This is a genomic window from Chryseobacterium piscicola, assembly GCF_900156685.1.
Classification (GTDB): domain Bacteria; phylum Bacteroidota; class Bacteroidia; order Flavobacteriales; family Weeksellaceae; genus Chryseobacterium; species Chryseobacterium piscicola.
Map to the genome: position 1 here is coordinate 92,059 of NZ_FTOJ01000008.1, position 24,879 is coordinate 116,937.

Consider the following 24,879-nt stretch of genomic DNA (forward strand, 5'->3'; position numbering starts at 1 on the left):
TTTGCTTTTAATGAAAATGGAATATATATATGGAGTCAATATCTGTTTTTGAGATCATTAAGGTTGGTATAGGACCTTCAAGCTCTCATACAATGGGGCCTTGGAATGCGGCTTCTGCATTTATAAGGATTTTGAATCGTGAAAAATCAATCGCGGAAGTGAAAGAGGTTTTTCTTGAATTTTTTGGTTCGCTGGCAAAAACAGGCATCGGTCATGGAACTGATATTGCAGGAATGCTGGGGCTGAATGGAGAAGATTTTAAAACAATTGATACCACAAAAATTGATGATATCGTAAACGGAATTAAAGAATCTCAAGTAATAAATTTGGGCGGAGAAAAGAAAATTCCTTTTGTTTATGGGCATCACTTGGTTTTAAACAAGTCTGAATCTCTCGCTTATCATCCGAACGGAATGATTTTTAAAGCTATTTTTGAAGACGGAACCGACCTGATGCAAGATTTTTACTCCGTAGGCGGTGGCTTTATCATGAGTCAAGAGAAAAACTCTATTGAAAAACAGTGTGTTCGTACGCTGTATCCTTGTCATCATGGTTCTGATATTGTAAAGTATTGTGAGAATCTAGGTTTAAATAAAATTTCAGATTTAATTTTAATCAACGAAGAAAGCTGGCGTACGCAAGAAGAAACCCGTGCAGAGGCATTAAATATCTGGAAAAACATTAAAGAATGTGTTTACAAAGGTGTTAATAAAGAAGGGATTCTCCCAGGAGGTTTAAATGTTACCCGCCGTGCCGCCGGAATCAATAGAAAATTGTTGGGCGATAAAGTTTACACCAATATCGACGAATGGTTTCAGCAAGTAGTTGATGCAGAAGAAAATTTCACTAATATCAACAAATGGATTTCTTGCTTTGCTTTGGCTGTAAATGAAGAAAATGCAAGTTTCGGAAGAATTATTACGGCACCCACCAATGGAGCGAGTGGTGTGATTCCTGCAGTTTTGATGTACTCACAAGCCTTTACAGAAGCTAAAACAGATGATGATATCGAAAGATTCATACTAGTAGCCGGCGAAATCGGAACATTATTTAAGAAGAATGCTACCATCTCTGCAGCAATGGGTGGATGCCAAGCCGAAATCGGAGTTTCTTCTGCAATGGCCGCAGCTGGTTTGACGGAAATTCTCGGCGGCAGCGTAGGTCAGGTTTTAATGGCAGCGGAAATCGCAATGGAACATCATTTAGGTTTAACTTGCGACCCAATAAAAGGATTGGTGCAGATTCCTTGTATCGAAAGAAACACGATGGGTGCAATAAAGGCAATTACTGCAGCGAATATAGCTTTAGAAAGTGATCCTGCGAAAGCAAAAGTGAGCTTAGATGAGGTGATTCAGACGATGTGGGAAACTGCGCTTTCAATGAATGATAGGTTCAAAGAAACTTCAGAAGGAGGTTTAGCAATTGCTGTGAATGTTCCGGAATGTTAAATTTTTAAAATTATAAAACCTTCAAGATTTCAAAGATCTTGAAGGTTTAGATTTATTTATCTAGAATTCCACGAATTTTATTTGCATTTACAATTAATTCTTCCAAATATTCAAAATTGTCTTTTTCTAAAGCAGATTTAAATTTTCTGAGCTGAGAAATATGTTCATTCAAAACATCGAGTACGTTATTTTTGTTTTGTTTAAAAATAGGAACCCACATTTCAGGATGAGATTTTGCCAAACGAACGGTGCTCGAAAAACCGGAGCTTGCCAATTGGAAAATAGTGTCTTCTTCTTTTTCTTTCTCTAAAACCGTGTTCGCTAAGGCATAAGAAGTAATATGTGAAATATGTGAAATATAGGCGGTATGAATGTCATGATCTTCTGCATTCATGTAAATTAAATGCATGTCTAGACTTTTTACCACATTTTCTACCAATTCCAAAGCATCTGTAGCAGAATCTTCTTTATTGCAGATTACTCCGGCTTTTCCTGCAAAGCTTTCTGCAATTGCAGATTTTGGGCCATTGTTTTCGGTTCCCCACATGGGGTGAAAGGCTACAAATCTTGATCTTTTAGGATGGTTTTTTACTGAATCTACAATTCCGGATTTTGTAGAACCTACATCCATTACAGTTTGATGGTCTGAAATTAAATCTAAAACCTGAGGCAAAATTTTTCTCGAAGAATCTACAGGAATGGCAATAATTACCAAATCTGAATTTCTAATTCCGGTTTCTAAATCAGTTTTTTCATTAATGATTTTTAAATTTAATGCATCATCAAGATTTTCAATGTTTTGATCTGTTCCATAAATAAAATCTGCAACTTTTTTTTGTTTTAATTTTAAAGCAATTGATCCGCCAATTAATCCTACACCAATTATACTAATTTTCATTATCTCTAAATTTATTTAAAATGAAAAACCCCGTCTTGCGGACGAGGTTCTGTTATGTTGAAGCACAAAAATCCTTATCCGAAAACTATTTCAGAGAAGTAATAATAATGTTGTGCGTTTGCTTTCATAAGGCTAAAGTATTGAAATTTTCTCGGTAAACAAAAACTGGGTAAGATTTATTTTGCAGATTTGTATCATCTACTTGTTTTTTTTATTGTTTTTGTGATTGCCGATGCCTATTAGGTATTTTATTATCTTTGCTACAAAGATTGTCTTTTTGTGAAAAAATACCCCATCTGGAAATTGGTAATAGATTACGGAATTGCTTCTGTAGCTGTTATTATTTTTCTTCCAATTTTTATCGTTCTTTTTGTTCTTGCATCGGTAGATACTGGTTTTCCGGGGGTTTTCACTCAGGATAGGGTGGGGAGATTCGGTACAACTTTCACGATTTATAAATTTAAAACCTACCATTCTAAAACGTTGAATAAATCTCAATTTGGCAGATGGCTTAGAAAAACAAAATTAGATGAGCTACCTCAGATTTTTAATATTTTGAAAGGCGATATGTCAATTATTGGTGCAAGACCAGATATCAAGGGTTATTATGATGTTTTAGAAGGAGAACAACGTCTTATCTTAAATCTAAAGCCAGGTCTCATCAGCGAAGCTGGGATTAAATACCGAAATGAAGACGAGATTTTGGCAAACCAAGACCATCCTTTGCAATATAATGATGAAGTACTTTTCCCAGATAAGGTAAAAATGAATCTCGATTATTACAAAAATCTTTCTCTAAAGAATGATCTTAAAATAATTTGGAAAACATTATTTGTACTTTTAAAAATCGATAGAAATACCACTTCATGAAACTTGTAAGCACCACCATTTTCTCCGGCATCAGTGCTTTTGTGAAGATTTCTGCAGGATTTATTTCGGCGAAAGTGATTTCAGCATTTGCGGGTCCGGCAGGTATTGCTTTGGTGGGATCTCTTACCAATTTTATGGCTGTAATGCTGAGTCTTGCCAACGGATCTGTAACTTCGGGAATTGTAAAATACACCGCAGAATACAAAAATGACAGGAGAAAATCTAAGATTTTGTACGATACTTCTATTTTTGTTTCTGTAGTTTGCTCATTCATTATATCACTTGTACTCATTGTTTTCGCTGAGCATTGGAGTAAGACTATTTTTCACGATGTTAAATACAAATTTGTTATTTACCTTTTGGGTATAGGGATTATTTTTTATTCACTAAATACTATACTTCTTGCTTTTCTCAATGGTCTTGGGTATATCAAAAAGTTCACAATAATCAATGCACTAAGCAGTGTTTTTACGCTAGCAATTACCATTGTGTTGATTTATTATTATCAAATTTTTGGTGCTTTGTACGCTTTGGTAGTTACTCAGTTTGCGGTTTTTTTTGTGGCGCTGCTTTTGGTCTGGAAAAAAGCACTCAGAAACATCAGTTTTTCATTTCTAAAACCAGATTTTAAAACGCTTAAAAATTTAAGTCATTTCTCGGTAATGGCAATTGTAAGCTCTTCCGCAATGCCCATATCACAAATTATCATTAGAAATTACATCACAAAGGAGATGAATCTTGATAGTGCGGGGATTTGGCAGGGTTTAATTAGAATATCAGATGGTTATCTTTTAATGATACAAATTACATTGGGAACCTATTTTTTGCCTAAACTCTCGGCAATTACAGATCGTTTTGCTATCAGAAAAGAAATTATTGACGGATTAAAATTCTTAGCTCCACTATTTTTGACAATGTGTACTGTGATTTATTTTACCAGATACCTGATTATTGATATTCTTTACAGTGAAGAGTTTTATCCGATGGAAGAGTTGTTTTTTTGGCAACTCACAGGAGATTTCTTTAAAGTAATCTCGATGGTCTTTTCCTATTTGATGATTTCGAAAGTGATGACAAAAGCATTTATTTTTATGGAGATTTTTGCCGCTGTTTTGTATGTAGTTTTAAGTTGTATACTTATAAATTTAATGGGATTGCAAGGCAGTACTTTTGCTTTTTTTGTTACTTACGCTGTATGTTTTTTTCTAATGTTGATGATTTTTCGGAAAACATTGTTTACAAAATAGAAAGATTTTATGATTCGTAAATTTTTAAAATTTTTTCAATAGACTTCATTATATCAAATCCTTTATTTTTTATCTTTTCTAATCTTTCTTCGTTATTTAATTTTTTCAAATCCTTATAATTTTGGATATTAACTAGCCAATCAGGAATATTTAATTTTTCAAAACTTAATAGGCCAACTTCAAGATCTACTTCTTTTGAAACATTTTCGGAAACAATAGAATGTAATCCTGCAGATTGCGCTTCTACTAATACCAACGGAAAACCTTCAAATAATGAGGGCATTAGCATTATATCTGCACCAGCCATTAAATATTCAATATCTGTTCTATCTCCTAAAAATATAATATTTTTTTCAAGACCTTCTTTTATTGCTTTTTTTTCAATTTCTTGTTCGAGTTCGCCAGTACCTGCAAAAAACATTTTAAAAGGTATTTTGTGTAAAAGCAGTTGTTTTGCCAGATCTACTGAAAAAGAGTGATTCTTTACAGGCAAAAATCTGCCCACCTGCAATAAAATAATTGATTCTCTAGAGATAGAATAAAGTTTCCTCAAATAATCTCCCTGAAACTGACTTGCATTGTAAAACTTCTCAACTTCAATTGCATTGGGAATCATTGTGATCTCAGACTCTTTCTTGTAAGGATATAAATATTTTGAAGCGAGATTACCACAACTCAAAAAATGTGTTGCATACCTGTTAATTGCTATTTTAGCCAGTTTTTCATAAATATTATAGACGATATTGCTTTCACTGCGACTTTTTGTATTATGGCTGTGTATGATTCTGAGTGTAAGATTTGCAGTGTACGCAGATAATAGATAAAACGAGCTACTTAAAAGTGTATGACAATGAATGCCATTTATTTCGGGATGTTTTTTCAGTAATTTTTTCAAACGAAAAATGTTAGAGATTCCATTTGAGTTTTTCAGTCGATATATTTTGCCTCCCAGTTTTTCAATTTCGTTATCAAAAGCCGTCTTTTCTTCTGTAAAATATAGAAAATCAAACTGTACTTTTTCCCTGTCGATATTTCTGTAAATATTCATAATCATGGTTTCTGCTCCAGCTCTATTCATTCTGCCGACCACGTGAAGAATTCTATTCATTTTAGGTATGATTTACTTGTTGAATTCAGCAAATATAGCATTATTGACTTTTATAACAATTTGAATAGAGCTAGCTTTAAAAGTTAAAATAAAAATTAGAGATTTCGTTATATATAAATTGAAAAATCATCTAAACTTTTACCAATTGTCTAGGCAATTGGTTTTTTATTTTTAAAATCTCTATATTCGTTGACCGAAAATAAAAAGGGGTAAGATTTGATGACTGAATTTAAAAACGAAGACTCTCTACAGGAAATTATAAAACCTTACCAAAGAAAATGGTATTGGTTTGCTGTCAGTATTTTTCTAATGATTTTGCTGGCTTTAGTTTACATTAAAACTACTGCTCCGGTGTATGAAGTTGTCACGAAAATTTTAATTAAAGATGCCAAAAAATCGGGTAATCCTGCGGATGCTATTCCTGGTATGGAAGGTCTAGCTGGATTAACGGGATTCAACTCTAATACCGTAGAAAATGAAATGGAAGTTTTAGCTTCCAAGAAACTGCTAAGTCAACTGGTAGATGAATTACCTCTGCAATGCCCTATTTATGCAGAAGGTGACTTTTACAAAAAGGAACTTTATAAAGAAGAGTCTCCAATTAAAATACAGGTGATCAACGAAAAGCCTCTCAATGATCTTCCAAAAGAACGAATTGATATCAGCATCAAAGGAAATGAAATTATACTTACTTCAGAAGAATTTTCGGCACCTGTAAAAACGCAGTTCAACAAAACGGTAAGTCTTCCGTTTGCCAATATTATGTTTCTGAAAAATAAAACCTTTAATCCCATTTTGACTAAGAAATACAATGTCAGTCATCTTTATTTTACTTACACTGATAAAATAAGTTTGATTGATGAGCTGCAAGAACTTCTTAAGATAAAACTAAGCAATAAAGATGCTACAGTAATTGATCTTTCAGTACAATATCCTAATGTATCAAAAGCGAAAGACCTCCTCAATACTTTGGTTACACAATATAACCTAGAAGCTATAGACGAAAAGAATTTAGAATCCGAAAAAACCAAAGAATTTATTGATGATCGTGTAAAACTTATTTCTAGAGAATTGGGTGATGTAGAAAAACAAAAGCAGGATTTTAAAACCGCAAATGACCTTGTAGATATTCCTACACAAGCGGGTATTGAATTGCAAACCAATGCCGAGGCTGAAAAGAAAAGACTTGAGCTTTATACTCAGTTGGAAATCAATAACATGTATTCTGGGTATATTAATAGTAAAGGCTTCAACGAAATTCTTCCAACTAATGAACTGAGTGGGGAGAAAGATGGTGAATCTTCTAGTAATATTGCATCTTATAACCAATTGGTAACTCAGCGTAACCGCCTTTTAGAAAACTCTACTTCAGAGCATCCATTGGTAAAAACGCTGAATGAAGAGATTAGAAAACAGAAAATTGCCATCAAAGAAAGTTTAGATAAAAACCGAGCAAACATTCAGTCGGTTATCAAAAGTATTTCTTCTCTAGAAAGCAAAAGCAATTCTGGAATGAGAAAAGTTCCGGCACAGGAGCGTATTTTCAGAAACATTGAAAGACAACAGCAGATAAAAGAAGAATTGTATCTTGTTTTACTTAAAAAACGAGAAGAAACAGCAATCATGCTTGCCATGTCTTCTAATAAAGCCAGAGTTTTGGATGTTGCCTATAAAAAGAAGAAGCCTGTTGCTCCAAAGAAAATGATAGCTTTGGGCTCAGCCATTTTTTTAGGATTGGGAATTCCTTTTTTAATTATTTTCTTACGTCTTTTCTTCAATACCAGAATATCAGATAAAAAAAGTATAGAAAAACTTACTTCGCTTCCGGTAATAGCAGAGATTCCGCATCTGAAATCGCAGAAAGACAATTTGATTCAGCAAAATGATGTTTCTCCATTGGCAGAATCTTTCAGGATTTTGGCTACCAATATCAATCTACAATTGCCTTTAGAAAAGAAAAACCATGTTATTTTGATCACTTCTAGTGTGAAAGGAGAAGGTAAAACATTGGTATCAATCAATCTGGCTTTAAGTTTTGCTAAAAAAGGGAGGAAAATATTGTTAATTGGTTCAGACATCAGAAATCCGCAATTGCAGAGATACAGACCTGAAATGAAATCTGCCAAAGGCCTTACCGAGTTTTTGTACGGCGCGGTTGACGACATCCAGCAAATCATCCACCCAAGCCAGATGAATGAGCATTGTGATTTTATTTACTCCGGAATTATACCGCCAAATCCTGTTGAGCTTTTAGATAATGGCAGATACAAGATTTTGATTGAGAAGGCAAAAGAACTCTACGATTATATTTTAATAGATTCTGCACCGCTGATGCCGGTAACAGATACCTACATCATCGCAAAATTAGCAGACGTAAGTCTTTACATCATGCGTTCTGGCAAAACAGAAAGAAGCTATATAGAATACGCCGATCATACCGTATCTGAAAAGAAACTGAACAAAGTAAACATCGTACTGAATGACGTTACCGCAGAAAATTTTGGTTACGGAAACCAGAAAGGATATGGCTATAATCATGATGTAGATGATACTTTTTTTGGTAAAATAAAATCGTGGTTTAGCAAATCATAATGGTTATTTAGAATGCTTTGAGCTAAAGTTGGATGGAGGAGTTTAAACTAAAATTTTACGCCGTTTATGTGATTTTTGCTGTAATGGCGATTATTTTCTCCATGTATGTAGACATCAAAAAAAAGCATTACAACGCTATATCCACAGCTTTATCAGTTGTTTTGTTTATAGCAATCAGCTTGCTTTTTGGTCTTAGAAATGAGGAAGTGGGTACAGATACCACTATGGTAAAATATCAATTTGAATATTACAACAAAGTTGATTTTGGTTTTCAGTTTTTCTATGATTTTCTTCTTGTTTTAGTAGGTCGGGTTACAGATAATTACCACATTTTTCTTTTAGTTCTAAGTTTTTTGTTTAACGGATTGATATTTTCATCAGTTCTCATATTATCAAAAAAAATAAAATTCAATGTTTTTCTTATTTCCTTTAGTTTTATAAGCTTTTATTTTTTCGAAAATTTGGGTATCAATATTGTGAGGCAAGGTGTTTCACTTGCTTTTTTTCTTCTCGCAATAAGTCTGTATTTTAAAAATCCTTCCAAATATAAAAATTGGATTATTCCTTTAGTATTGGGAATCGGTTTTCACATCACAACAGCAGTTATTCTATTGCTATTTGGTCTGATAGTTTTCTTTAAAAAAATTAAAATAACCTATTATTATATACTTTATTTCTTGGTATTGATGATTTCAGCTCTTGGAGGTAGTATACTTTCGTTGGGCTTTTTTCTGAATTTTTTCTTTCTCATAGACAGTCAAAAAGCAGAATATTACATTAATAATTCTAATAATGAAGATTATGCAGTGGGTTTCAAAACGCAGTTTGCAATTTTCAACACAATATTTTTAGGTATTTTTTCTTTTATTAATGCTAAAATTTTAAAGTATGGGAACGAAAGCTATCAGATTTTACTGAAATACTATATGGCAATGAGTGTGGTGTTTTTTCTGATGTTTCAGATTCCGTTTTCAGACAGATGGGGTATGATGTCGTGGATTGTCATTCCGTTTTTGCTTGCTCCACTTTTCAGTATCAACAAAACAGCAAAATACAGCATGGGAACTTTGGCTTTTCTTATCTTTATTTTTGTATTCTTTTCAATCTATAACAGTGTGAGCTAATGGCAAAGGTTACCATCGCAATCCCAATCTATAATGCAGAAAAATATCTGGAAGAAGCAATACGATCTGTACTTTCGCAGACTTTCCAAGATTTTGAACTCTGGCTTGTAGATGACGGTTCGGTAGATTCTTCTATTGCGATTTGTGAGAAATTTTCTTCAGATGAAAGAGTGAAAATATTTTCCGACGGCAAAAATCTTAAATTGTCTGTGCGCCTAAACAGTATTGCCCAAAATGTGAAGACAGAGTATTTGATGAGAATGGATAGTGACGATATTATGCATCCACAAAAACTAGAAAGGCAGCTTGCCGTTTTACAATTAAAACCTGAAATAGACGTTTTGGGAACAAATGCTTACTCGATAGATGAGAACAGTTTTGTGGTAGGAAAACGATATGATGTTTCACTGGATTTTTTTGGAGAAATGATGCCATTTATACATCCTACTATTATTGCAAAAACCTCTTGGTTCAGAGAAAATCTTTATGATGAAAATGCTGTTAGAGTAGAAGATGCGGAGCTTTGGATGCGTACGAAAGGGCGCTATGTTTTCCGAACTTTAGGAGAACCGCTTCTTTTCTATAGAGAAATAGGAAGCCAATATTATAAAAAGTATTTTCAAGGTTTTCCGGGTGTTTTTTATCTTCTCAAAAAGAATTTTTTGTCTCTCACTTACCTGAAATTTTGTCTTCGTTACTTCATCGCAAGTTTTGTATATTTAATTTTTTATATTTTCGGCAAAGAGACAGTGCTTACTCAAAAAAGAAATCAATGCAAACTTCCGAAACAACATTTTAGTCAGTTTATAAATCATGAAAATTAAAATTAAATCTATTTTGATTCTTGTTGTAGGATTTTTTTTGATGAGTTTAAATTTTAATGCTCAGGAGTTTTCAGTCCAAAATGTTCCGGCTTCACTTGTAAATCAGTACTTAAAACCATCAAACTTTAATCTCGGAAAAACGGCCAACCTATTTCCTACAGACAAAAAATTCAGAAATTCAACAGATCATACAGCAGCTGTACAGAAAATAATTGATAAAAATAAAATAGTTATTCTTCCGGATTTTAAACTTTTTATCAACTCTAAAGGTTTAAAAATAGGTTCAGATAAAAAGATTATTTTTAGAAAAAACTCATCCATTCAGTTTACAGGATCTGCCAACGGAAGATTTTCTGATGTAGTGAAAATCTACAACGCACAAAATGTTGAAATCATTAATGCTGTGATTGTTGGAAGCAGATATTCTAAATCAAAAACTCAAACCGGGCAATGGTCTTCAGGAATTGCCATCCTAAATTCTAAAAATGTAACCATCACCAATGCTAAAATTTCAGATACTTTTGGAGACGGTATTTTCATTGGGTCAGAAGACGGTATTTTTTCAGAAAATATAGTGGTAGATGGTGGTTGGGTGAATAAAGTGAGGCGAAACGGTATTTCTGTAACTTCAGCCAAAAATGTGGTTCTGAAAAATATCCTGATTTCTAATACTTACGGCCACGATCCTCAATGTGGAATTGATATCGAACCAAGCTGGGAAAAAGATATTCTTAAAAATATTTATCTTAAAAATATTTATACCTACCACAACCTTGCAGCAGGAATTTCTATTAATCTCAATGCGTTCAACAGGCAAAGTGCATCAGACGTGAAAACTACAGATATTACGATAGAAAATCATACAGATGAAGCTTCCAGACATGGTTTGCTAACTTCCCTCAATACCGATAATCAACCTTATGATGCACAAGGCATCATCAAAATAAAAAATGCCAAATGGAAACAAAATCAATCTCCCTATTGGTTTACACCCAATAAACATAGTATTGAGATTGAGTTTTCGGGTATAATAATTGAAAATCTGAATCAGAAAAAAGATTTTGAAACCAATGTGAAAAGCCTTCATCATGTAAAAATACTGCCGGAATGAGAATTTTGCACGTCATTACGCTTGCAGAACTGGGCGGTGCGCAATCTGTCGTTATCAATCTTGCAGAAAGATCCTTGCAAGACGGCGATGAGGTTTTTGTAGCGTCTTCCGAGCATGGAGAAATGTGGGAAGTTTTAAATCCCGAAATACATCAGATAAAGATCAAAAAATTAAAACATTCCGTAGGTTTTGATGATATTTTGGTATTAAGAGAGCTGTTTTTACTCAGAAATAAGATAAAACCAGATGTAATTCATCTCCATTCTTCCAAAATAGGAATTTTAGGAAGATTGGTTTTCCCTGCAGCCAAAATTATCTACACCATTCATGGTTTTGATTCTATCAGACTTCGTTACCGCAAGTTTTTGCCATTAGAGAAAATTTTGAAATCGAGATGCAAAGCCATCGTTGGAGTCAGCAATTATGATGTTGAAAATCTAAAGTTAGAAGGCATTACAAAAAACGTTCACGTGATTCAAAACGGCATAAAAGATTTTGCTAAAAACAATTTTGTTTCAAAAGATGATTTGTTTTCTGATTTAAAAAAAGACCAAAATACCAAAATAGTTTTAAGCATATCAAGACTCGCTCCACCAAAAAGATTTGATGTTTTTTGTGCTCTTGCAGAAAGAATGATTGAAGAAAACATACTTTTTGTATGGATTGGAAATAAAACTGAAGAAAAAAATAGACCTAAAAATGTAATTCTTTTGGGAGAAAAAAAAGATGCCTCCAAATATTATAAAAATGCTGATATTGCAGTCTTGTTTTCTAATTATGAGGGTCTTCCGATGTCTCTTATTGAGGCTTTGTGTTTTTCAAAACCAATAATTGCATCCAATGTTGGCGGAAATTCTGAACTTATAGATGGCAACGGAGCATTGGTTTTTAATAATGACTTGCAAGAAATTCAAAAAACCATTACTTTTATGCTAAGTAATCAAAATATTTATGACAAATTTGCAAAACAGTCAAGAAAAATATTTGAAGACCTATTTAATGTAGAGGTAATGTATAATAAATATAGAGAATTGTATTCTTTTATAGCTAAAAAATGAAAGTTTCTAAGTTAACCAACTTTCCTAAAAGATATCTTATTGTAAATGTCAGCGATATTTCTTACAAAATCCTCAAAGAAACCGATTTTCTGAAGGCTAATAAGGTGATTTTTTTTGATACCAATGTGGAGACTAGAAATATTTCAGATTATATCGTTAAACTAAAAATAAAAAATGTGATTATTGACACCACCAACGTTAATCATATCTCCGAAAAGGTGACCAACGAAATCATCGATTTGAAAATAAAAGGAGTAAAAATATACGATGCACAAAATTTTTATGAAGTTGTAAGCAAAAGAATTCCTTTGGTGAAATTTTCATCAAACGAATATCTTGCAGATAATGTCTTCAGCATTGGTCTTGATGAGGAAGATATTTTTTTTAAACGCATTTTTGATATCGTTGTCAGTTTGCTTTTATTGCCTCTAACATTACCACTAATAGCTTTTGGGGCTTTGCTTATTTTTGTAACATCTCCTGGAAATGTATTCTTTTCTCAGATGAGGGTGGGCAAAAACTCTGTTCCGTTCAAGATTTTTAAATTGAGAACAATGACAAAACTTCATGACGGTACTTTCACTACAAAAAACGATCATCGACTTCTGAAAGTAGGAAAATTTCTCAGAAAAACTAAAATAGACGAACTTCCACAGATTTTTAATGTACTCAATGGTTCCATGAGCTTAATTGGACCACGACCTGAAAGAGAAAAATTTGTGGTAGAATCTGTAAAAGACAATGCTTATTTTGATCTGAGACATCTCGTAAAACCAGGTATCAGCGGTTGGGCACAAGTACATTTGCCAAAAGCTACACCAAAAGAAAATCTTAAAAAACTAGAATACGATCTGTATTACATCAAAAATTATAATTTAAAACTAGATTTTTTAATCCTTTTTAAAACCATAAAGGTTGTTTTTACATTAAATAGCCATTAAAATTAACGCAATGAAGATAAAAGAAACTCCGCTCAAAGATTGCTACATTATAGAGCCTACCATTTTCGAAGATGACAGAGGTTATTTCTTTGAAAAATATAATGAAGCTAAATTTCAAGAACTCACGGGGATGAACGGACATTTTGTACAAGACAATATTTCAAAATCAACTTATGGAGTTTTGCGAGGTTTGCATTTACAAAAAGGAGAACACGCACAGGCAAAACTGGTTTCTTGTCTGGAAGGAAAAGTGTGGGACGTGGCAGTAGACCTTAGAGAAGATTCTCCAACTTTCGGAAAATGGTTCGGGATTGAGCTTACCGCAGAAAATAAGCTGCAATTATATGTTCCGAGAGGTTTCGGTCACGGTTTTTCTGTTTTGAGTGAGACCGCAGTTTTCGCTTATAAGTGTGATAATTTCTACAATAAAGAATCTGAAGGAGCCGTGAAATTTGATGACCCAGAATTGCGTATCGACTGGAAAATAAGTTCAGAGGAAGCTGTACTTTCAGAAAAAGATAAAAATGCACCATTATTTAGTGAAAAAAATTATTAATAGTTTATTTCAGCAAAATACCCAAAACCATCTTTTTAAAGGTGGTTTTGTTTTTTTTAGCCAGCCTTTTTATTATTTTGTATCTTTGCACCCTGAAAAATAGAAAGATGCGTACAAAATCAACAGGCAAGAAAAAAATCAATATCGTAACTCTCGGGTGTTCCAAGAATGTGTATGATTCTGAAGTTCTTATGAGCCAGCTACAGGCTAATGGGAAAGAAGTGGTGCACGAAGACCGTGGTGACATCGTGGTAATCAATACATGTGGTTTTATTGATAATGCCAAAGAAGAATCTATCAATACAATTCTAGAATATGTAGATGCGAAAAATAGAGGAGAGGTAGAGAAAGTTTTTGTTACAGGATGTCTTTCAGAAAGATACAAACCAGATTTAATAAGAGAAATTCCGGATGTAGACCAATATTTCGGTACCAGAGATCTGCCGATTTTGCTGAAGCATTTAGGTGCAGATTACAAGCATGAATTGGTGGGCGAAAGAATGACGACTACTCCAAAACACTACGCTTATCTAAAAATTTCAGAAGGTTGTGACAGACCTTGTTCGTTCTGTGCGATTCCGCTAATGAGAGGCGGTCACGTTTCTACTACTATAGAAAAATTAGTTTTAGAAGCTTCAAAACTTGCCAAAAAAGGAACGAAAGAATTAATTCTTATTGCTCAAGATTTAACGTATTATGGTTTAGATATTTACAAAAAAAGAGCTTTGGGCGAACTCTTAAAAGAACTCGTAAAAGTAGAAGGGATTGAGTGGATAAGACTTCATTATGCTTTCCCAAGTGGTTTCCCTGAAGACGTTCTTGATATTATTAGAGAAGAACCTAAGGTTTGCAATTATATTGATATTCCTTTGCAGCATATCAATTCAGATCTTCTAAAATCAATGAAGAGAGGGACAAGCCATGAAAAAACAAATACGCTTTTAGATAAATTCAGAGAAAAAGTGCCGGATATGGCAATTAGAACTACTTTAATTGTTGGTTACCCAGGTGAAACCGAAGAAATATTTCAGGAATTGAAAGATTGGGTACGTGAGCAGAGATTCGATCGTCTGGGATGTTTTACCTATTCTCACGAAGAAAATACCGGTGCGTATGTTTTGGAAGATGATGTGCCTCAAGAAGTGAAAGAAGCAAGAGTAGAAGAAATAATGGAACTACAATCGCAAATTTCATGGGAGAAAAATCAAGAGAAAATAGGAATGACCTTCAAATGTGTTTTTGATAGAAAAGAAGGGAATTATTTCGTTGGAAGAACAGAGTATGACTCTCCGGATGTTGATAATACTGTTTTGGTATCTGCAGAAAATACTTATATCTCTATTGGAGATTTTGCACAAGTAAAAATCACTTCAGCTGAAGAGTTTGATCTTTACGGAGATTTAATTTAAAATTAAATTAGTTTTTATTATACAAACCAATGCTTTTTCAGTGTTGGTTTTTTTTATGTCTAAAATGCTTAAAATGCTGATTAATAATCCATTTTTAATTAAAATACTTAGAAGTTATGCAATGTTTTGTTAATTAATTTAACCTTTCGTTATTCTTTTTAACTCTTTTTAACAAACGTTGTTTAAACTTGCTATAATGCTGATTTTCGAGGTGTTTTAACTTTTTATTTGGTTTTATTTAACATCCGTTAAGAGTAAAAATAGGTCAACAATAATTTTGAATATATTTTTGCCAAGTCAATAACCCAAAAAATTTCAACATGATGAAAAGATTTACTCTTGTAATCATAATGATGATTTCTGCATTTGGTAATTATTCTTTTACAGAAAATACTTCAGATGCCAAGAAAACAAGTTATGCATCGTTTTACCACGATAAGTTTAATGGTAAAAAAACAGCCAGCGGAGAGATATTTGATAATGACAAATTGACTGCGGCAAACAGAACGCTTCCATTCGGAACCATGGTAAAAGTAACCAATCTGAACAATGGAAAAGAAGTAGTGGTAAAAATAAACGACAGAGGTCCCTACCATTCTTCAAGAGCATTAGATATGTCTAAAGCAGCGTTTGACGAAATTGGAGATCTTGCAAGTGGCAAAATCCCTATCGAATACGAAGTAATCGAATGATTATAGCAAAAGCCAACTGTGAAGTTGGCTTTTTTATTTTACTTATATTTCAAATTCCAGCATCGCCGGGCAGTGATCGGAATGTACCGCTTCTTTTAAAATAACCGCTCTCGATAGTTTTTCTTTCATAGTATAAGAAGCGAAATTATAATCTAATCTCCAGCCTTTGTTATTGGCTCTGGAGTTTTGCCTGTAGCTCCACCATGTGTACTGGTCTGGTTCACTATTAAAGTGCCTGAAACTATCAATCAATTCACATTCATTAATGAAATCAGTCATCCACTCTCTTTCCATTGGTAGAAAACCTGATGTGTTTTTTAAACCCACAGGATTATGAATATCAATAGCCTGATGACAAATATTAAAATCCCCAGAAATAATAAGATTAGGAATTGTTTTCCTAAGTTCTTTAATGTAGATCAAAAAATCGTGGCAAAATTGCATTTTAAATTCAAGCCTTTCAATATTTGAAGCCGACGGAACGTACACTGAAATTACAGAAAAACCTTCAAAATCTGCTCTTATTACTCTTCCTTCATTATCATAGCTTTCTATTCCACAACCATACTCAATATGTTTTGGTTGCATTTTAGAAGCAATTCCCACGCCGCTGTATCCTTTTTTTTGAGCCGAATGCCAAGAACTTTTATAGCCAATCTGCTCTAGGCTTTCAATATCAATTTGGTCATTCCCTGCTTTACTTTCTTGGATGCAAATGATGTCCGGATCTGCAGTTTTCAGCCATCCTAAAAAGTCTTTGGTAAATGCAGCCCTGATTCCGTTAACATTGTATGTAATTAATCTCAAAATTTTTATTTTGCCCAAAAATACGAAAGGAAAACGATTTTTATGTTTTTGTAATTAAAAGAAAAAGTTCGGGACAGAAAATCTAATTTTTTCCGCCCCGAACTCAATATTTTAAAAATTATTTAACTTTCCAACATCGAACTCAAAAAAAATTGGAGTGAGTTTATACGCCAGAAGTCATCACCTACTTAGGTTCCAGGATACTAATTGGAATAATGCATTCTTCCAAAGAAATCCCACCATGCTGATATGTTTCTTTATAATAGTTCACAAAATGATTGTAATTCTTAGGATAGGCCAAGAAAATGTTATTTTTTGCGAAAATATATTTTGAACTTAAATTTCCTTTCGGTAAGAATAATTTTTCTGGATTTGTAACAGCCCAAACATCGCTGGCTTCATAAGTTAAGCTTTTTCCGGTTTTATATCTTATGTTGGTAGACGTTTCTCTGTCGCCCACTACACGGCTTGGTTTTTTTACATAAACAGTTCCATGGTCAGTAGTAATCACCAATTTGAATCCGCTTTCTGCAGCTAGTTTTATAATTTTTATTAGGGAAGAGTTTTCAAACCAGTTATAAGTTAATGATCTAAAAGTTTTGTCATCTCTAATTAATTGATCTACAATATGATTGTCTGTTTTGGCATGAGAAAGAATGTCGATAAAGTTGTAAACGATAACCAAAAGATCATTGTTTTTATGCTGATTAAAATCGTCATAGATTTTTTTCTCAAAATCGGCATTTAGAATCTTCAGATATTTCATAGATTTAGAACTCAAACCAAGTCTTTTCATCTGATCTTCAAGAAAATCTCTTTCAAATTCGTTTTTGTTACCATCTTCATTATCATTAAACCATTTTTCTGGAAATCTTTTTTCGATTTCAGAAGGCATTAAGCCTGCAAAAAAAGAATTTCTAGCATATTGAGTTGCTGTAGGTAAAATGCTGTAATAATAATCCTCTGAAACTTTGTTGTAAAATTTAGTAAAAAGCGGCTCTATCACCTTCCATTGGTCATACCTTAAGTTATCTACCATCAGAAGAAGAACTTTATCTTTCTCAACTTCTGGCTTCACTTTGTCTTTAAATAAAGTATGGCTCATCATAGGTTTATCGCTCTCGGTAAGCCAATCTTCGTAATTTCTTTCTATAAATTTCGCAAACTGAATATTGGCTTCTTCTTTTTGAGATTGCAAAAGATCCGCAAATTCATTGTCTGCTACTTTATCAAATTTCAATTCCCAATTCACAATTTTCTTGTAGTAATCTGCCCAATCTTGGTAGGTTTTAAGGTAAGACAATTCCAGAGATAAGCTTCTGAATTCTTGTTGATATTGCAGAATTGTCTTTTGCTCAACCAAATTATCCTCTTGAAGATTTTTTTTCAAGGAAAGCAAAATTTGATTCGGGTTTACGGGTTTCAAAATATAATCAGCAATCTGAGATCCAATAGCTTCTTCCATGATGTGTTCTTCCTCACTTTTGGTTACCATCACTATTTTAAGGCTGCTGTCTTTTTCCTTAATCATTGGTATGGCTTCCAGGCCAGAAATTCCTGGCATGTTTTCGTCAATCAATGTCAAAGCAAACTTTTCAGAATCCATCAGCTCCAAAGCCTCATTTACATTGTTTACAGGCGTCACATGATAGCCTTTCTTTTCTAAAAATACGATATGAGGTTTTAGAAGATCTATTTCATCATCGATCCATAATATTTTATCAGACATATATAAAATTCAAAGTTTATAATTGAGAGTTCAATGTTTTTGAACTGTGGTACTAGTTCCAAAATTACGCCAAAACATCCTTAAGAATTGCATAAAGTTATCACAAATTGTTATAAAATAGGTACAACGGAAAAATGTGTTTTTTAGTTTATTTTCCGGTTTTAATATATTGTAAAGCCCGTTCCAAAACTTCATCTTTATCATTTTGAATGCCGTTAACTGTCGGTTTTACAATAATGTCAGGAAGAATTCCTATTCGTTGGGTTTCTCTTCCGTCAGGATAAAATGCTCCAAGACCTGAATACGCTGTATGAATGTTGTTGATGTTCAAACGTACAATATTTCCGTTGGCTCCTGCGGTGTTGCTGCCAATAACTTTGGTATTTGGATGTTGTTTCAGCATCATGGTTAATGTTTCTGCCTGACTTTGCGTCACATCATTCACCAGCGCAATCACTTTTCCTTTATAAAAATCTGAATTGTTTTGTCCCACACTTGCCGTTTTTTCATAGAACTTCCCGGGATAGGTGATGTCATGAGACATCCAAATATAATAATCGCTTTTTGAAGGAAGGAGATATTTAGCAATTTCTCCAGTCGTTTTATTGGGATAGTTTCTCATATCAAAAATAAGAGCTTCGGTATTACCCAATTTTTCAAACATTTTTTTTACATCTTCCACTTTCAATGCTCCAATGTTTACGTATCCTGTATTATTGTCCAGCAGTTTCCATTTTTCTTTTTCTTCACTTTTAGGATAGTCTATATTTTTAAATTCTAAAGCATCTACAACCAATTTTATAGGTTGATTGTTTCGGATAATTTCTAAATTTATTTTGTCTTTAAATGAATATAAATAATTGTCGGTTATTTTTCCAAGAAAAGTCCATTCGTTAGAGGCAGGTACATATTTCGAATAAAATTTTTGAATTTCTTCAGGTGTTTTTCCATCGATTTTTTTAATGATGTCAAATTTTTGGAGACCACTTGTGTAAGGCGTTTTTGTGAAATAAAGATCTGTGACGATCAACTGTTTTTCTACATATTTTGTTGCCGCAGGGATTTGGTAATCTCCGTAATAGATGTGTCTTCGGACGGCCATGAAGTGCACATGGTTATCATTTGTTTTTGCAGCAAGTTCTGCCATGGTCAAAAGGTATTCTTTCCGGTCTTTTACTTCGGTAAACTTAGCAATCATTTCTTTTAAAACATCATTCCATTTTTGATCTGTCTGATATTTGTAGGGAAAGAAATACTCAACCGTATTCCAGTAACGGAATAGTTCCAGAAGTCTCACCTGTTTTTCAGGAAACTTTTCAGTGATCATCTTTTCATTTTGCACGCCGAAATAGCCATCGCTGTCTCTTTTTGCAGTGTAATAAAAATCGCTGGTCTGGTTACGGTTTTGTTCAATGAAATTTAATTTTTCTATAACTTTTTGGTCAAAAACCACTCTGTCGTCCGTCCAGCTAAGATCAAAATTTTTGAGAAAATATTTTCTGTCATCTTTCTTACTGCATTTTTTGCAGCGGTCGACTTTTCCGAGGCTGTCGATCCATTCCGAAATCAATGTATTGAATTGAATTCTGTTTTCTACTTTTTCAGATTGGTTTATCTTATCGATCAACTGTTGATCCCAGTCAAATGTACCTTTAGAGACATTTGGATGATAGTATTTCAAAAATCCCCAGACTTTAGCCAAAGCCTCTAGTTTTTGAGTTTCAGAAAGTTTTTCCTGAGCAAAATTTTGTTGAGTTCCTGCGAAAACAAGTACAAGAAGAAGTAAAAATCTTTTCATTACAATTAATAGTTTTAATTCCTCAAAAGTAGATTTACATTTTCAGAAGTTTTTCCCAATTAAAATTAAAAATGTGTTAAACTAAATTTATCTAATTTTGTAGTATTAATCATCTTTCTAAATGAACATCAACAAGCTCAAAATCATCAACGATCCCGTTCACGGATTTATAAAAATTCCACACGAAATTCTTTTTGATGTCATAGAACATCCTTATTTTCAGCGTTTGAGACGGATTGGGCAGACCGGACTTTTGAATTTAATTTTCCCCGGAGCGACACACACAAGATTTCATCATGCTTTAGGGGCAATGCATCTGATGTTTACCGCTTTGGAAACTCTAAAGCAGAAAGGAATTTCTATTTCTGTTGAAGAAGAAAAAGCGGCAATGCTGGCTATTTTGATGCACGATATAGGTCATGGCCCGTTTTCGCATGCTTTAGAAAATATGCTGATGGATGATTGGCATCACGAAAATCTTTCTTTATTATTGATGAATCGTTTAAATGATGAGTTTAATGGTGAACTTACACTTGCTCTGGAAATGTTTCAGGGAAAATACCAAAGAAAGTTTTTTAATCAGCTCATCAGCTCACAACTGGATGTTGACCGTTTGGATTATCTTAAGAGAGACAGCTTTTTTACCGGAGTTTCCGAAGGGAACATCAATGCCGAAAGAATTGTTTCAATGATGAATGTTTGTGAAGAAGGCGAGTTGGTTATCGATGCAAAAGGAATTTATTCCATAGAAAATTTTCTTACGGCAAGAATGTTTATGTATTGGCAGGTATATTATCACAAAACTTCAGCGTTAGCAGAATTTCTATTGGTGAAAATTCTTGAAAGAGCTAAATTTCTAGTTTCTCAGGGTGAAGATCTTCCAGCAACAGAAAATTTAAGATATTTTCTTTATCGCGAAAATGATGGCGCTACGGATGAAGATGTTTTTAGATTTACACAATTAGACGATAATGATATTATTCAGGCAATGAAGCTTTGGCGAGATTCTGATGATTTCGTGTTGAGCTATTTTTGCAAATGTGTAATTGAAAGAAACCTTCCTAAAACAATTATTTCTTCGCAATCATTTGACAAACAATTTGTTGATGATAAAATACAATACGCCAATGATTTTTTTGGAATAGACAACGGCCATCTTCTAGTTCACGAGATTAAAAGAAAACTTTTACCTTACGATATAGAAAAACAGCCAATATATCTTTTACAGAAAAATGGGCAAAAAATTCGTTTGGATCAATCTCAAGATCAGTTGCTATCGGGCATGCTTAATACAAAGACAGAAAGATTTATCCTTACTTTTCCAAGAGAGATTTTGGGGTGAAATTCAGAAATATCATTAAAATTTAATATCAAAATTTCAAATTATGTTTGCGAATTACAGAAATTCTTATCTTTGCAGAATATGGAATTTACAGCTTCGCAGATTGCAAGTTTTATCGACGGAAAAGTCATTGGTGATGAGAACGCCCTTATTACAGGTGTTTCGCCTATAGAGAACGGAGAATCCGGGCATTTGTCATTCATTGCCCAGGATCGTTTTTCTACTTATCTCGACAGTTCAAACTGCTCGGTTATCATCGTTTCAGAACAGTTGATAACCAATCAATCATACAAACCCACTCTTATTGTTGTGAAAGATGCCTATCTTTCTTTTCAGGTTTTGATGAATTTATATCAAGAAATGAGAGGAAGAAAAGAAGGCGTAGAAGATGGCTCATCGATACATGAAACCGCTGTTTTAGGTGAAAATGTTTACGTGGGTGCATTTACCTATATTTCTGAAAAAGCAAAAATAGGAGATGGAACCCAGGTTTACCCTCAGGTTTACATCGGTAAAGGTGTGAAAATAGGGAAAAACTGTAAAATAGATAGTGGCGCAAGAATCTATGATTACTGTATCATTGGTGATAATTGCATCATTCATTCTAATACTGTAATTGGGGGTGATGGTTTTGGTTTTCAGCCTACTGCAGAAGGATTTAAAAAAATACCTCAGCTGGGAAATGTAATTATTGAAGATGATGTAGAAATTGGCTCCAACTGTAGTATAGATCGTGCAACCATTGGTTCTACAACTATTGGCAAAGGAACCAAAATAGACAATCTTATTCAAATTGCACACAATGTGAAAATTGGCCAGAATAATGTGATAGCTTCACAAACTGGGATTGCTGGTTCTACCACAATTGGTGACTGGAATCAAATTGGTGGCCAAGTAGGCATTGTAGGACATATAAAAATCGGAAGTCAGGTAAAGATTCAAGCACAAAGTGGTGTAAACTCTAGTGTAAATGATAAAGAAACCATTTACGGTTCCCCAGCAATTGCCTACAACGACTATTTAAGAAGTTACGTACATTTTAGAAAATTGCCAGAATTGGCAAAAAGAATTAATAATCTTGAGAATACCTCAAAAGATCTTACTAATGAGTGATATGCAAAAAACACTTCTGGAAGAAGTTACTCTTTCCGGAATTGGCCTTCATACCGGCAGAGAAGTAAAACTGACCATTAAACCTGCTAAAGAAAATACAGGTTTTGTATTTGTAAGAACAGATCTGGAGGGTCATCCTCAAGTGGAAGCGGATGTAAACTACGTTGTTGCAACGGAAAGAGGTACAACTCTTGAAAAGTTGGGTGTGAAAATAAACACTTGCGAACATCTTTTGGCTGCCTTAGTGGGCTGCGATATTGATAATGCTTATCTGGAAATGGATGCTTCAGAACCTCCAATTTTAGACGGTTCTTCAAAGTTTTTCGTTGAAGCTATCGAAAGTGTAGGTATCGTAGAGCAAAAAACGGCCAGAGAATATTTGGTAGTGAAAGAAGTTTTAAGCTACAGCGATCCTGCTACAGGTTCAGAAATTACAATTATTCCTTCAGATACTTATGAAGTGACAACAATGGTAGATTTTGGAACTAAAGTTTTAGGAACTCAAAATGCTACTCTTAAAAATATTTCAGAATTCAAAGAAGAGATTTCTTCTGCAAGAACATTCAGCTTTTTGCATGAACTAGAAATGCTTCTGGATCATGGTTTAATTAAAGGTGGAGATATTTCAAACGCTATCGTTTATGTAGACAAAGATTTGACTGCAGAAACAACGGAGAAACTTAAAAAAGCTTTTGGTAAAGACCACGTTGCAATAAGACCCAACGGAATTCTTGATAATCTAACTTTAAATTATCCTAATGAAGCAGCAAGGCACAAATTACTCGATGTAATTGGTGATTTAGCTTTAACAGGAGTGAAGATTAAAGGCAAAGTAATTGCCAACAAACCAGGACATTTTGTAAACACACAGTTTGCAAAAAAACTGAACCGTCAGTGGAAACTTCAAAAAAAGAAAAACGTTCCCGAATTTGATTTAACAAAACCACCGGTTTTCGACATTAACGGAATTATGAAGTTGATGCCACACAGACCTCCGTTTTTATTAATAGATAAAATTCTTGAACTATCAGATTCTCATGTTGTAGGTTTGAAAAATGTGACGATGAACGAGCCGTTTTTCGTAGGTCATTTTCCTAAAGAGCCAGTTATGCCAGGAGTTTTACAAGTAGAAGCATTAGCGCAAACAGGAGGGATTCTTGTTTTAGCAAGTGTTCCAGATCCTGAAAACTATTCTACTTACTTCATCAAAATTGATAAAGTAAAATTCAAAAGAAAAGTGGTTCCCGGAGATACCATGATTTTCAAAATTGAATTGATAGAGCCCATCAGAAGAGGTATTGTTCACATGCAGGGTTATGGATATGTTGGTGATACTGTAGCAGTAGAAGCAGAACTAATGGCTCAAGTTGCAAAAAATAAAGTTGATTAAATGATTCATCAATTAGCGGCCGTTGATAAACGTGCGAAAATCAGTAAAAACGTTACTATAGAACCGTTTACCACCATTGCCGGAGATGTACAAATTGGTGAAGGAACCTGGATTGGTTCAAACGTTACCATTATGGATGGAGCAAGAATTGGTAAAAATTGCAGAATATTTCCCGGAACAGTCATTTCAGCTATTCCTCAGGATCTGAAATTTGATGGCGAAGATACCCAAACAATTATTGGCGACGAAACAACCATCAGAGAATGTGTTACTGTAAACCGCGGAACTAAAGCTTTGGGTTTTACCAAGATTGGAACCAATTGCTTAATTATGGCCACTTCGCATATTGCGCACGATTGTGTAATCGGTGATCATGTAATAATAGTAAACGGATGCGGTATTGCTGGGCACGTTGAAATCGGTGATTATACCGTAATGGGTGGGCTTTCGGCGGTACATCAGTTTGGTAAAATAGGTAAACATGTGATGATTTCTGGTGGAACATTGGTGAGAAAAGATATCCCACCTTACGTAAAAGTAGCGCGTGAACCGATGTCTTATGCAGGAATCAATTCTGTAGGTTTAAGGAGAAGAGGTTTTACTAATGATAAAATTTTTGAAATTCAGAAAATCTACAGAGCAATTTTCCAGATGAAAATGAATGTATCTCAAGCAGTTTCACATATTGAAAAAGAAATGCTTCCAACGGCTGAGAGAGACGAGATTCTTCAGTTTATACAAAATTCACCAAGAGGTATTGTAAAAGGATACGGAACGGGTAAAGAGTAATTTAAAACAAAAACAACTATATACATCGGGTTT

The 24,879-nt window shown here is 33.8% G+C and carries 21 protein-coding genes; 16 read left to right on the plus strand and 5 right to left on the minus strand.

The annotated features are described in order from the left end of the window. Nucleotides 1-29 precede the first annotated feature (29 nt). Entirely contained in the window at nucleotides 30-1,448 is a 1,419-nt protein-coding gene (locus tag BW939_RS12315; RefSeq protein WP_076452313.1) for an L-serine ammonia-lyase, read from the plus strand. Nucleotides 1,449-1,500: 52 nt separating this feature from the next. On the opposite strand, the gene BW939_RS12320 is transcribed toward BW939_RS12315, so the two are convergent. Then, nucleotides 1,501-2,346 (minus strand): prephenate dehydrogenase, encoded by an 846-nt coding sequence (locus tag BW939_RS12320; RefSeq protein WP_076452314.1) that lies wholly within the window; start codon nucleotides 2,344-2,346, stop codon nucleotides 1,501-1,503. 279 nt (nucleotides 2,347-2,625) lie between these two features. Here BW939_RS12320 and BW939_RS12325 point away from each other — a divergent pair, with 279 nt between their 5' ends. Further along, nucleotides 2,626-3,216, plus strand: a complete 591-nt coding sequence (locus BW939_RS12325; RefSeq protein ID WP_228417221.1) for a sugar transferase — start codon at nucleotides 2,626-2,628, stop codon at nucleotides 3,214-3,216. Continuing rightward, entirely contained in the window at nucleotides 3,213-4,463 is a 1,251-nt protein-coding gene (locus tag BW939_RS12330; RefSeq protein WP_076452315.1) for an O-antigen translocase, read from the plus strand. The genes BW939_RS12325 and BW939_RS12330 overlap by 4 nt, the downstream gene beginning before the upstream one ends. Nucleotides 4,464-4,470: 7 nt before the next feature. Here BW939_RS12330 and BW939_RS12335 read toward each other — a convergent pair whose 3' ends face one another. Next, complete coding sequence (locus tag BW939_RS12335; protein WP_076452316.1) at nucleotides 4,471-5,571, minus strand: glycosyltransferase; 1,101 nt, start codon at nucleotides 5,569-5,571, stop codon at nucleotides 4,471-4,473. Between the two features lie 219 nt (nucleotides 5,572-5,790). On the opposite strand from BW939_RS12335, the gene BW939_RS12340 reads away from it, so the two are divergent. The 9 genes from BW939_RS12340 (at nucleotide 5,791) to BW939_RS12380 (ending at nucleotide 15,878) form a co-directional block, all read left to right on the plus strand. Next, the gene (locus tag BW939_RS12340) at nucleotides 5,791-8,163 is read left to right on the plus strand and encodes a GumC family protein (RefSeq protein ID WP_076452317.1); all 2,373 of its coding nucleotides are present in this window, start codon (nucleotides 5,791-5,793) and stop codon (nucleotides 8,161-8,163) included. Nucleotides 8,164-8,195: 32 nt separating this feature from the next. Then, nucleotides 8,196-9,287 (plus strand): EpsG family protein, encoded by a 1,092-nt coding sequence (locus BW939_RS12345; protein WP_076452318.1) that lies wholly within the window; start codon nucleotides 8,196-8,198, stop codon nucleotides 9,285-9,287. Continuing rightward, entirely contained in the window at nucleotides 9,287-10,111 is an 825-nt protein-coding gene (locus BW939_RS12350) for a glycosyltransferase family 2 protein (protein WP_076452319.1), read from the plus strand. Before BW939_RS12345 ends, BW939_RS12350 begins: the two co-directional genes overlap by 1 nt. Continuing rightward, nucleotides 10,101-11,222 carry a right-handed parallel beta-helix repeat-containing protein gene (locus BW939_RS12355; protein ID WP_076452320.1) on the plus strand — a complete coding sequence of 374 codons (1,122 nt, stop codon included), beginning with the start codon at nucleotides 10,101-10,103 and terminating at the stop codon, nucleotides 11,220-11,222. The genes BW939_RS12350 and BW939_RS12355 overlap by 11 nt, the downstream gene beginning before the upstream one ends. Further along, the gene (locus tag BW939_RS12360; protein ID WP_076452321.1) at nucleotides 11,219-12,280 is read left to right on the plus strand and encodes a glycosyltransferase; all 1,062 of its coding nucleotides are present in this window, start codon (nucleotides 11,219-11,221) and stop codon (nucleotides 12,278-12,280) included. The genes BW939_RS12355 and BW939_RS12360 overlap by 4 nt, the downstream gene beginning before the upstream one ends. Beyond that, a complete protein-coding gene (locus BW939_RS12365) occupies nucleotides 12,277-13,221 on the plus strand; it encodes a sugar transferase (RefSeq protein WP_076452322.1) in 945 nt (314 codons plus the stop codon). The genes BW939_RS12360 and BW939_RS12365 overlap by 4 nt, the downstream gene beginning before the upstream one ends. 10 nt (nucleotides 13,222-13,231) lie before the next feature. Beyond that, a complete protein-coding gene (rfbC, locus tag BW939_RS12370) occupies nucleotides 13,232-13,777 on the plus strand; it encodes a dTDP-4-dehydrorhamnose 3,5-epimerase (RefSeq protein ID WP_076452323.1) in 546 nt (181 codons plus the stop codon). Nucleotides 13,778-13,884: 107 nt separating this feature from the next. Continuing rightward, complete coding sequence (gene rimO / locus BW939_RS12375) at nucleotides 13,885-15,186, plus strand: 30S ribosomal protein S12 methylthiotransferase RimO (protein WP_076452324.1); 1,302 nt, start codon at nucleotides 13,885-13,887, stop codon at nucleotides 15,184-15,186. A 320-nt stretch (nucleotides 15,187-15,506) separates the two neighbouring features. After that, a complete protein-coding gene (locus BW939_RS12380; RefSeq protein WP_076452325.1) occupies nucleotides 15,507-15,878 on the plus strand; it encodes a septal ring lytic transglycosylase RlpA family protein in 372 nt (123 codons plus the stop codon). Nucleotides 15,879-15,920: 42 nt separating this feature from the next. Here the strand turns inward: BW939_RS12380 and BW939_RS12385 are convergent, their stop codons facing one another. The 3 genes from BW939_RS12385 to BW939_RS12395 form a co-directional block, all read right to left on the minus strand. Next, nucleotides 15,921-16,685 carry an exodeoxyribonuclease III gene (locus tag BW939_RS12385; RefSeq protein WP_076452402.1) on the minus strand — a complete coding sequence of 255 codons (765 nt, stop codon included), beginning with the start codon at nucleotides 16,683-16,685 and terminating at the stop codon, nucleotides 15,921-15,923. 184 nt (nucleotides 16,686-16,869) lie between these two features. After that, the gene (gene porX / locus BW939_RS12390; RefSeq protein WP_076452326.1) at nucleotides 16,870-18,414 is read right to left on the minus strand and encodes a T9SS response regulator signal transducer PorX; all 1,545 of its coding nucleotides are present in this window, start codon (nucleotides 18,412-18,414) and stop codon (nucleotides 16,870-16,872) included. Nucleotides 18,415-18,562: 148 nt separating this feature from the next. Next, nucleotides 18,563-20,212 (minus strand): S41 family peptidase, encoded by a 1,650-nt coding sequence (locus BW939_RS12395; RefSeq protein WP_076452327.1) that lies wholly within the window; start codon nucleotides 20,210-20,212, stop codon nucleotides 18,563-18,565. Nucleotides 20,213-20,333: 121 nt separating this feature from the next. Here BW939_RS12395 and BW939_RS12400 point away from each other — a divergent pair, with 121 nt between their 5' ends. The 4 genes from BW939_RS12400 (at nucleotide 20,334) to lpxA (ending at nucleotide 24,846) form a co-directional block, all read left to right on the plus strand. Further along, nucleotides 20,334-21,554 (plus strand): HD domain-containing protein, encoded by a 1,221-nt coding sequence (locus BW939_RS12400; protein ID WP_076452328.1) that lies wholly within the window; start codon nucleotides 20,334-20,336, stop codon nucleotides 21,552-21,554. A gap of 81 nt (nucleotides 21,555-21,635) precedes the next feature. Further along, entirely contained in the window at nucleotides 21,636-22,667 is a 1,032-nt protein-coding gene (gene lpxD / locus BW939_RS12405; protein WP_076452329.1) for a UDP-3-O-(3-hydroxymyristoyl)glucosamine N-acyltransferase, read from the plus strand. Next, nucleotides 22,660-24,057, plus strand: a complete 1,398-nt coding sequence (locus tag BW939_RS12410) for a bifunctional UDP-3-O-[3-hydroxymyristoyl] N-acetylglucosamine deacetylase/3-hydroxyacyl-ACP dehydratase (protein ID WP_076452330.1) — start codon at nucleotides 22,660-22,662, stop codon at nucleotides 24,055-24,057. The genes lpxD and BW939_RS12410 overlap by 8 nt, the downstream gene beginning before the upstream one ends. Further along, entirely contained in the window at nucleotides 24,058-24,846 is a 789-nt protein-coding gene (gene lpxA / locus BW939_RS12415; protein WP_076452331.1) for an acyl-ACP--UDP-N-acetylglucosamine O-acyltransferase, read from the plus strand. Nucleotides 24,847-24,879 lie beyond the last annotated feature (33 nt).

Bases quoted from the DNA above. Each gene is read 5' to 3' on its own strand.
- BW939_RS12315 (WP_076452313.1), top strand. From the start codon at position 30: ATGGAGTCAATATCTGTTTTTGAGATCATTAAGGTTGGTATAGGACCT.
- BW939_RS12320 (WP_076452314.1), bottom strand. From the start codon at position 2,346: ATGAAAATTAGTATAATTGGTGTAGGATTAATTGGCGGATCAATTGCT.
- BW939_RS12330 (WP_076452315.1), top strand. From the start codon at position 3,213: ATGAAACTTGTAAGCACCACCATTTTCTCCGGCATCAGTGCTTTTGTG.
- BW939_RS12335 (WP_076452316.1), bottom strand. From the start codon at position 5,571: ATGAATAGAATTCTTCACGTGGTCGGCAGAATGAATAGAGCTGGAGCA.
- BW939_RS12340 (WP_076452317.1), top strand. From the start codon at position 5,791: ATGACTGAATTTAAAAACGAAGACTCTCTACAGGAAATTATAAAACCT.
- BW939_RS12345 (WP_076452318.1), top strand. From the start codon at position 8,196: ATGGAGGAGTTTAAACTAAAATTTTACGCCGTTTATGTGATTTTTGCT.
- BW939_RS12350 (WP_076452319.1), top strand. From the start codon at position 9,287: ATGGCAAAGGTTACCATCGCAATCCCAATCTATAATGCAGAAAAATAT.
- BW939_RS12355 (WP_076452320.1), top strand. From the start codon at position 10,101: ATGAAAATTAAAATTAAATCTATTTTGATTCTTGTTGTAGGATTTTTT.
- BW939_RS12360 (WP_076452321.1), top strand. From the start codon at position 11,219: ATGAGAATTTTGCACGTCATTACGCTTGCAGAACTGGGCGGTGCGCAA.
- BW939_RS12365 (WP_076452322.1), top strand. From the start codon at position 12,277: ATGAAAGTTTCTAAGTTAACCAACTTTCCTAAAAGATATCTTATTGTA.
- rfbC (WP_076452323.1), top strand. From the start codon at position 13,232: ATGAAGATAAAAGAAACTCCGCTCAAAGATTGCTACATTATAGAGCCT.
- rimO (WP_076452324.1), top strand. From the start codon at position 13,885: ATGCGTACAAAATCAACAGGCAAGAAAAAAATCAATATCGTAACTCTC.
- BW939_RS12380 (WP_076452325.1), top strand. From the start codon at position 15,507: ATGATGAAAAGATTTACTCTTGTAATCATAATGATGATTTCTGCATTT.
- porX (WP_076452326.1), bottom strand. From the start codon at position 18,414: ATGTCTGATAAAATATTATGGATCGATGATGAAATAGATCTTCTAAAA.
- BW939_RS12395 (WP_076452327.1), bottom strand. From the start codon at position 20,212: ATGAAAAGATTTTTACTTCTTCTTGTACTTGTTTTCGCAGGAACTCAA.
- BW939_RS12400 (WP_076452328.1), top strand. From the start codon at position 20,334: ATGAACATCAACAAGCTCAAAATCATCAACGATCCCGTTCACGGATTT.
- lpxD (WP_076452329.1), top strand. From the start codon at position 21,636: ATGGAATTTACAGCTTCGCAGATTGCAAGTTTTATCGACGGAAAAGTC.
- BW939_RS12410 (WP_076452330.1), top strand. From the start codon at position 22,660: ATGAGTGATATGCAAAAAACACTTCTGGAAGAAGTTACTCTTTCCGGA.
- lpxA (WP_076452331.1), top strand. From the start codon at position 24,058: ATGATTCATCAATTAGCGGCCGTTGATAAACGTGCGAAAATCAGTAAA.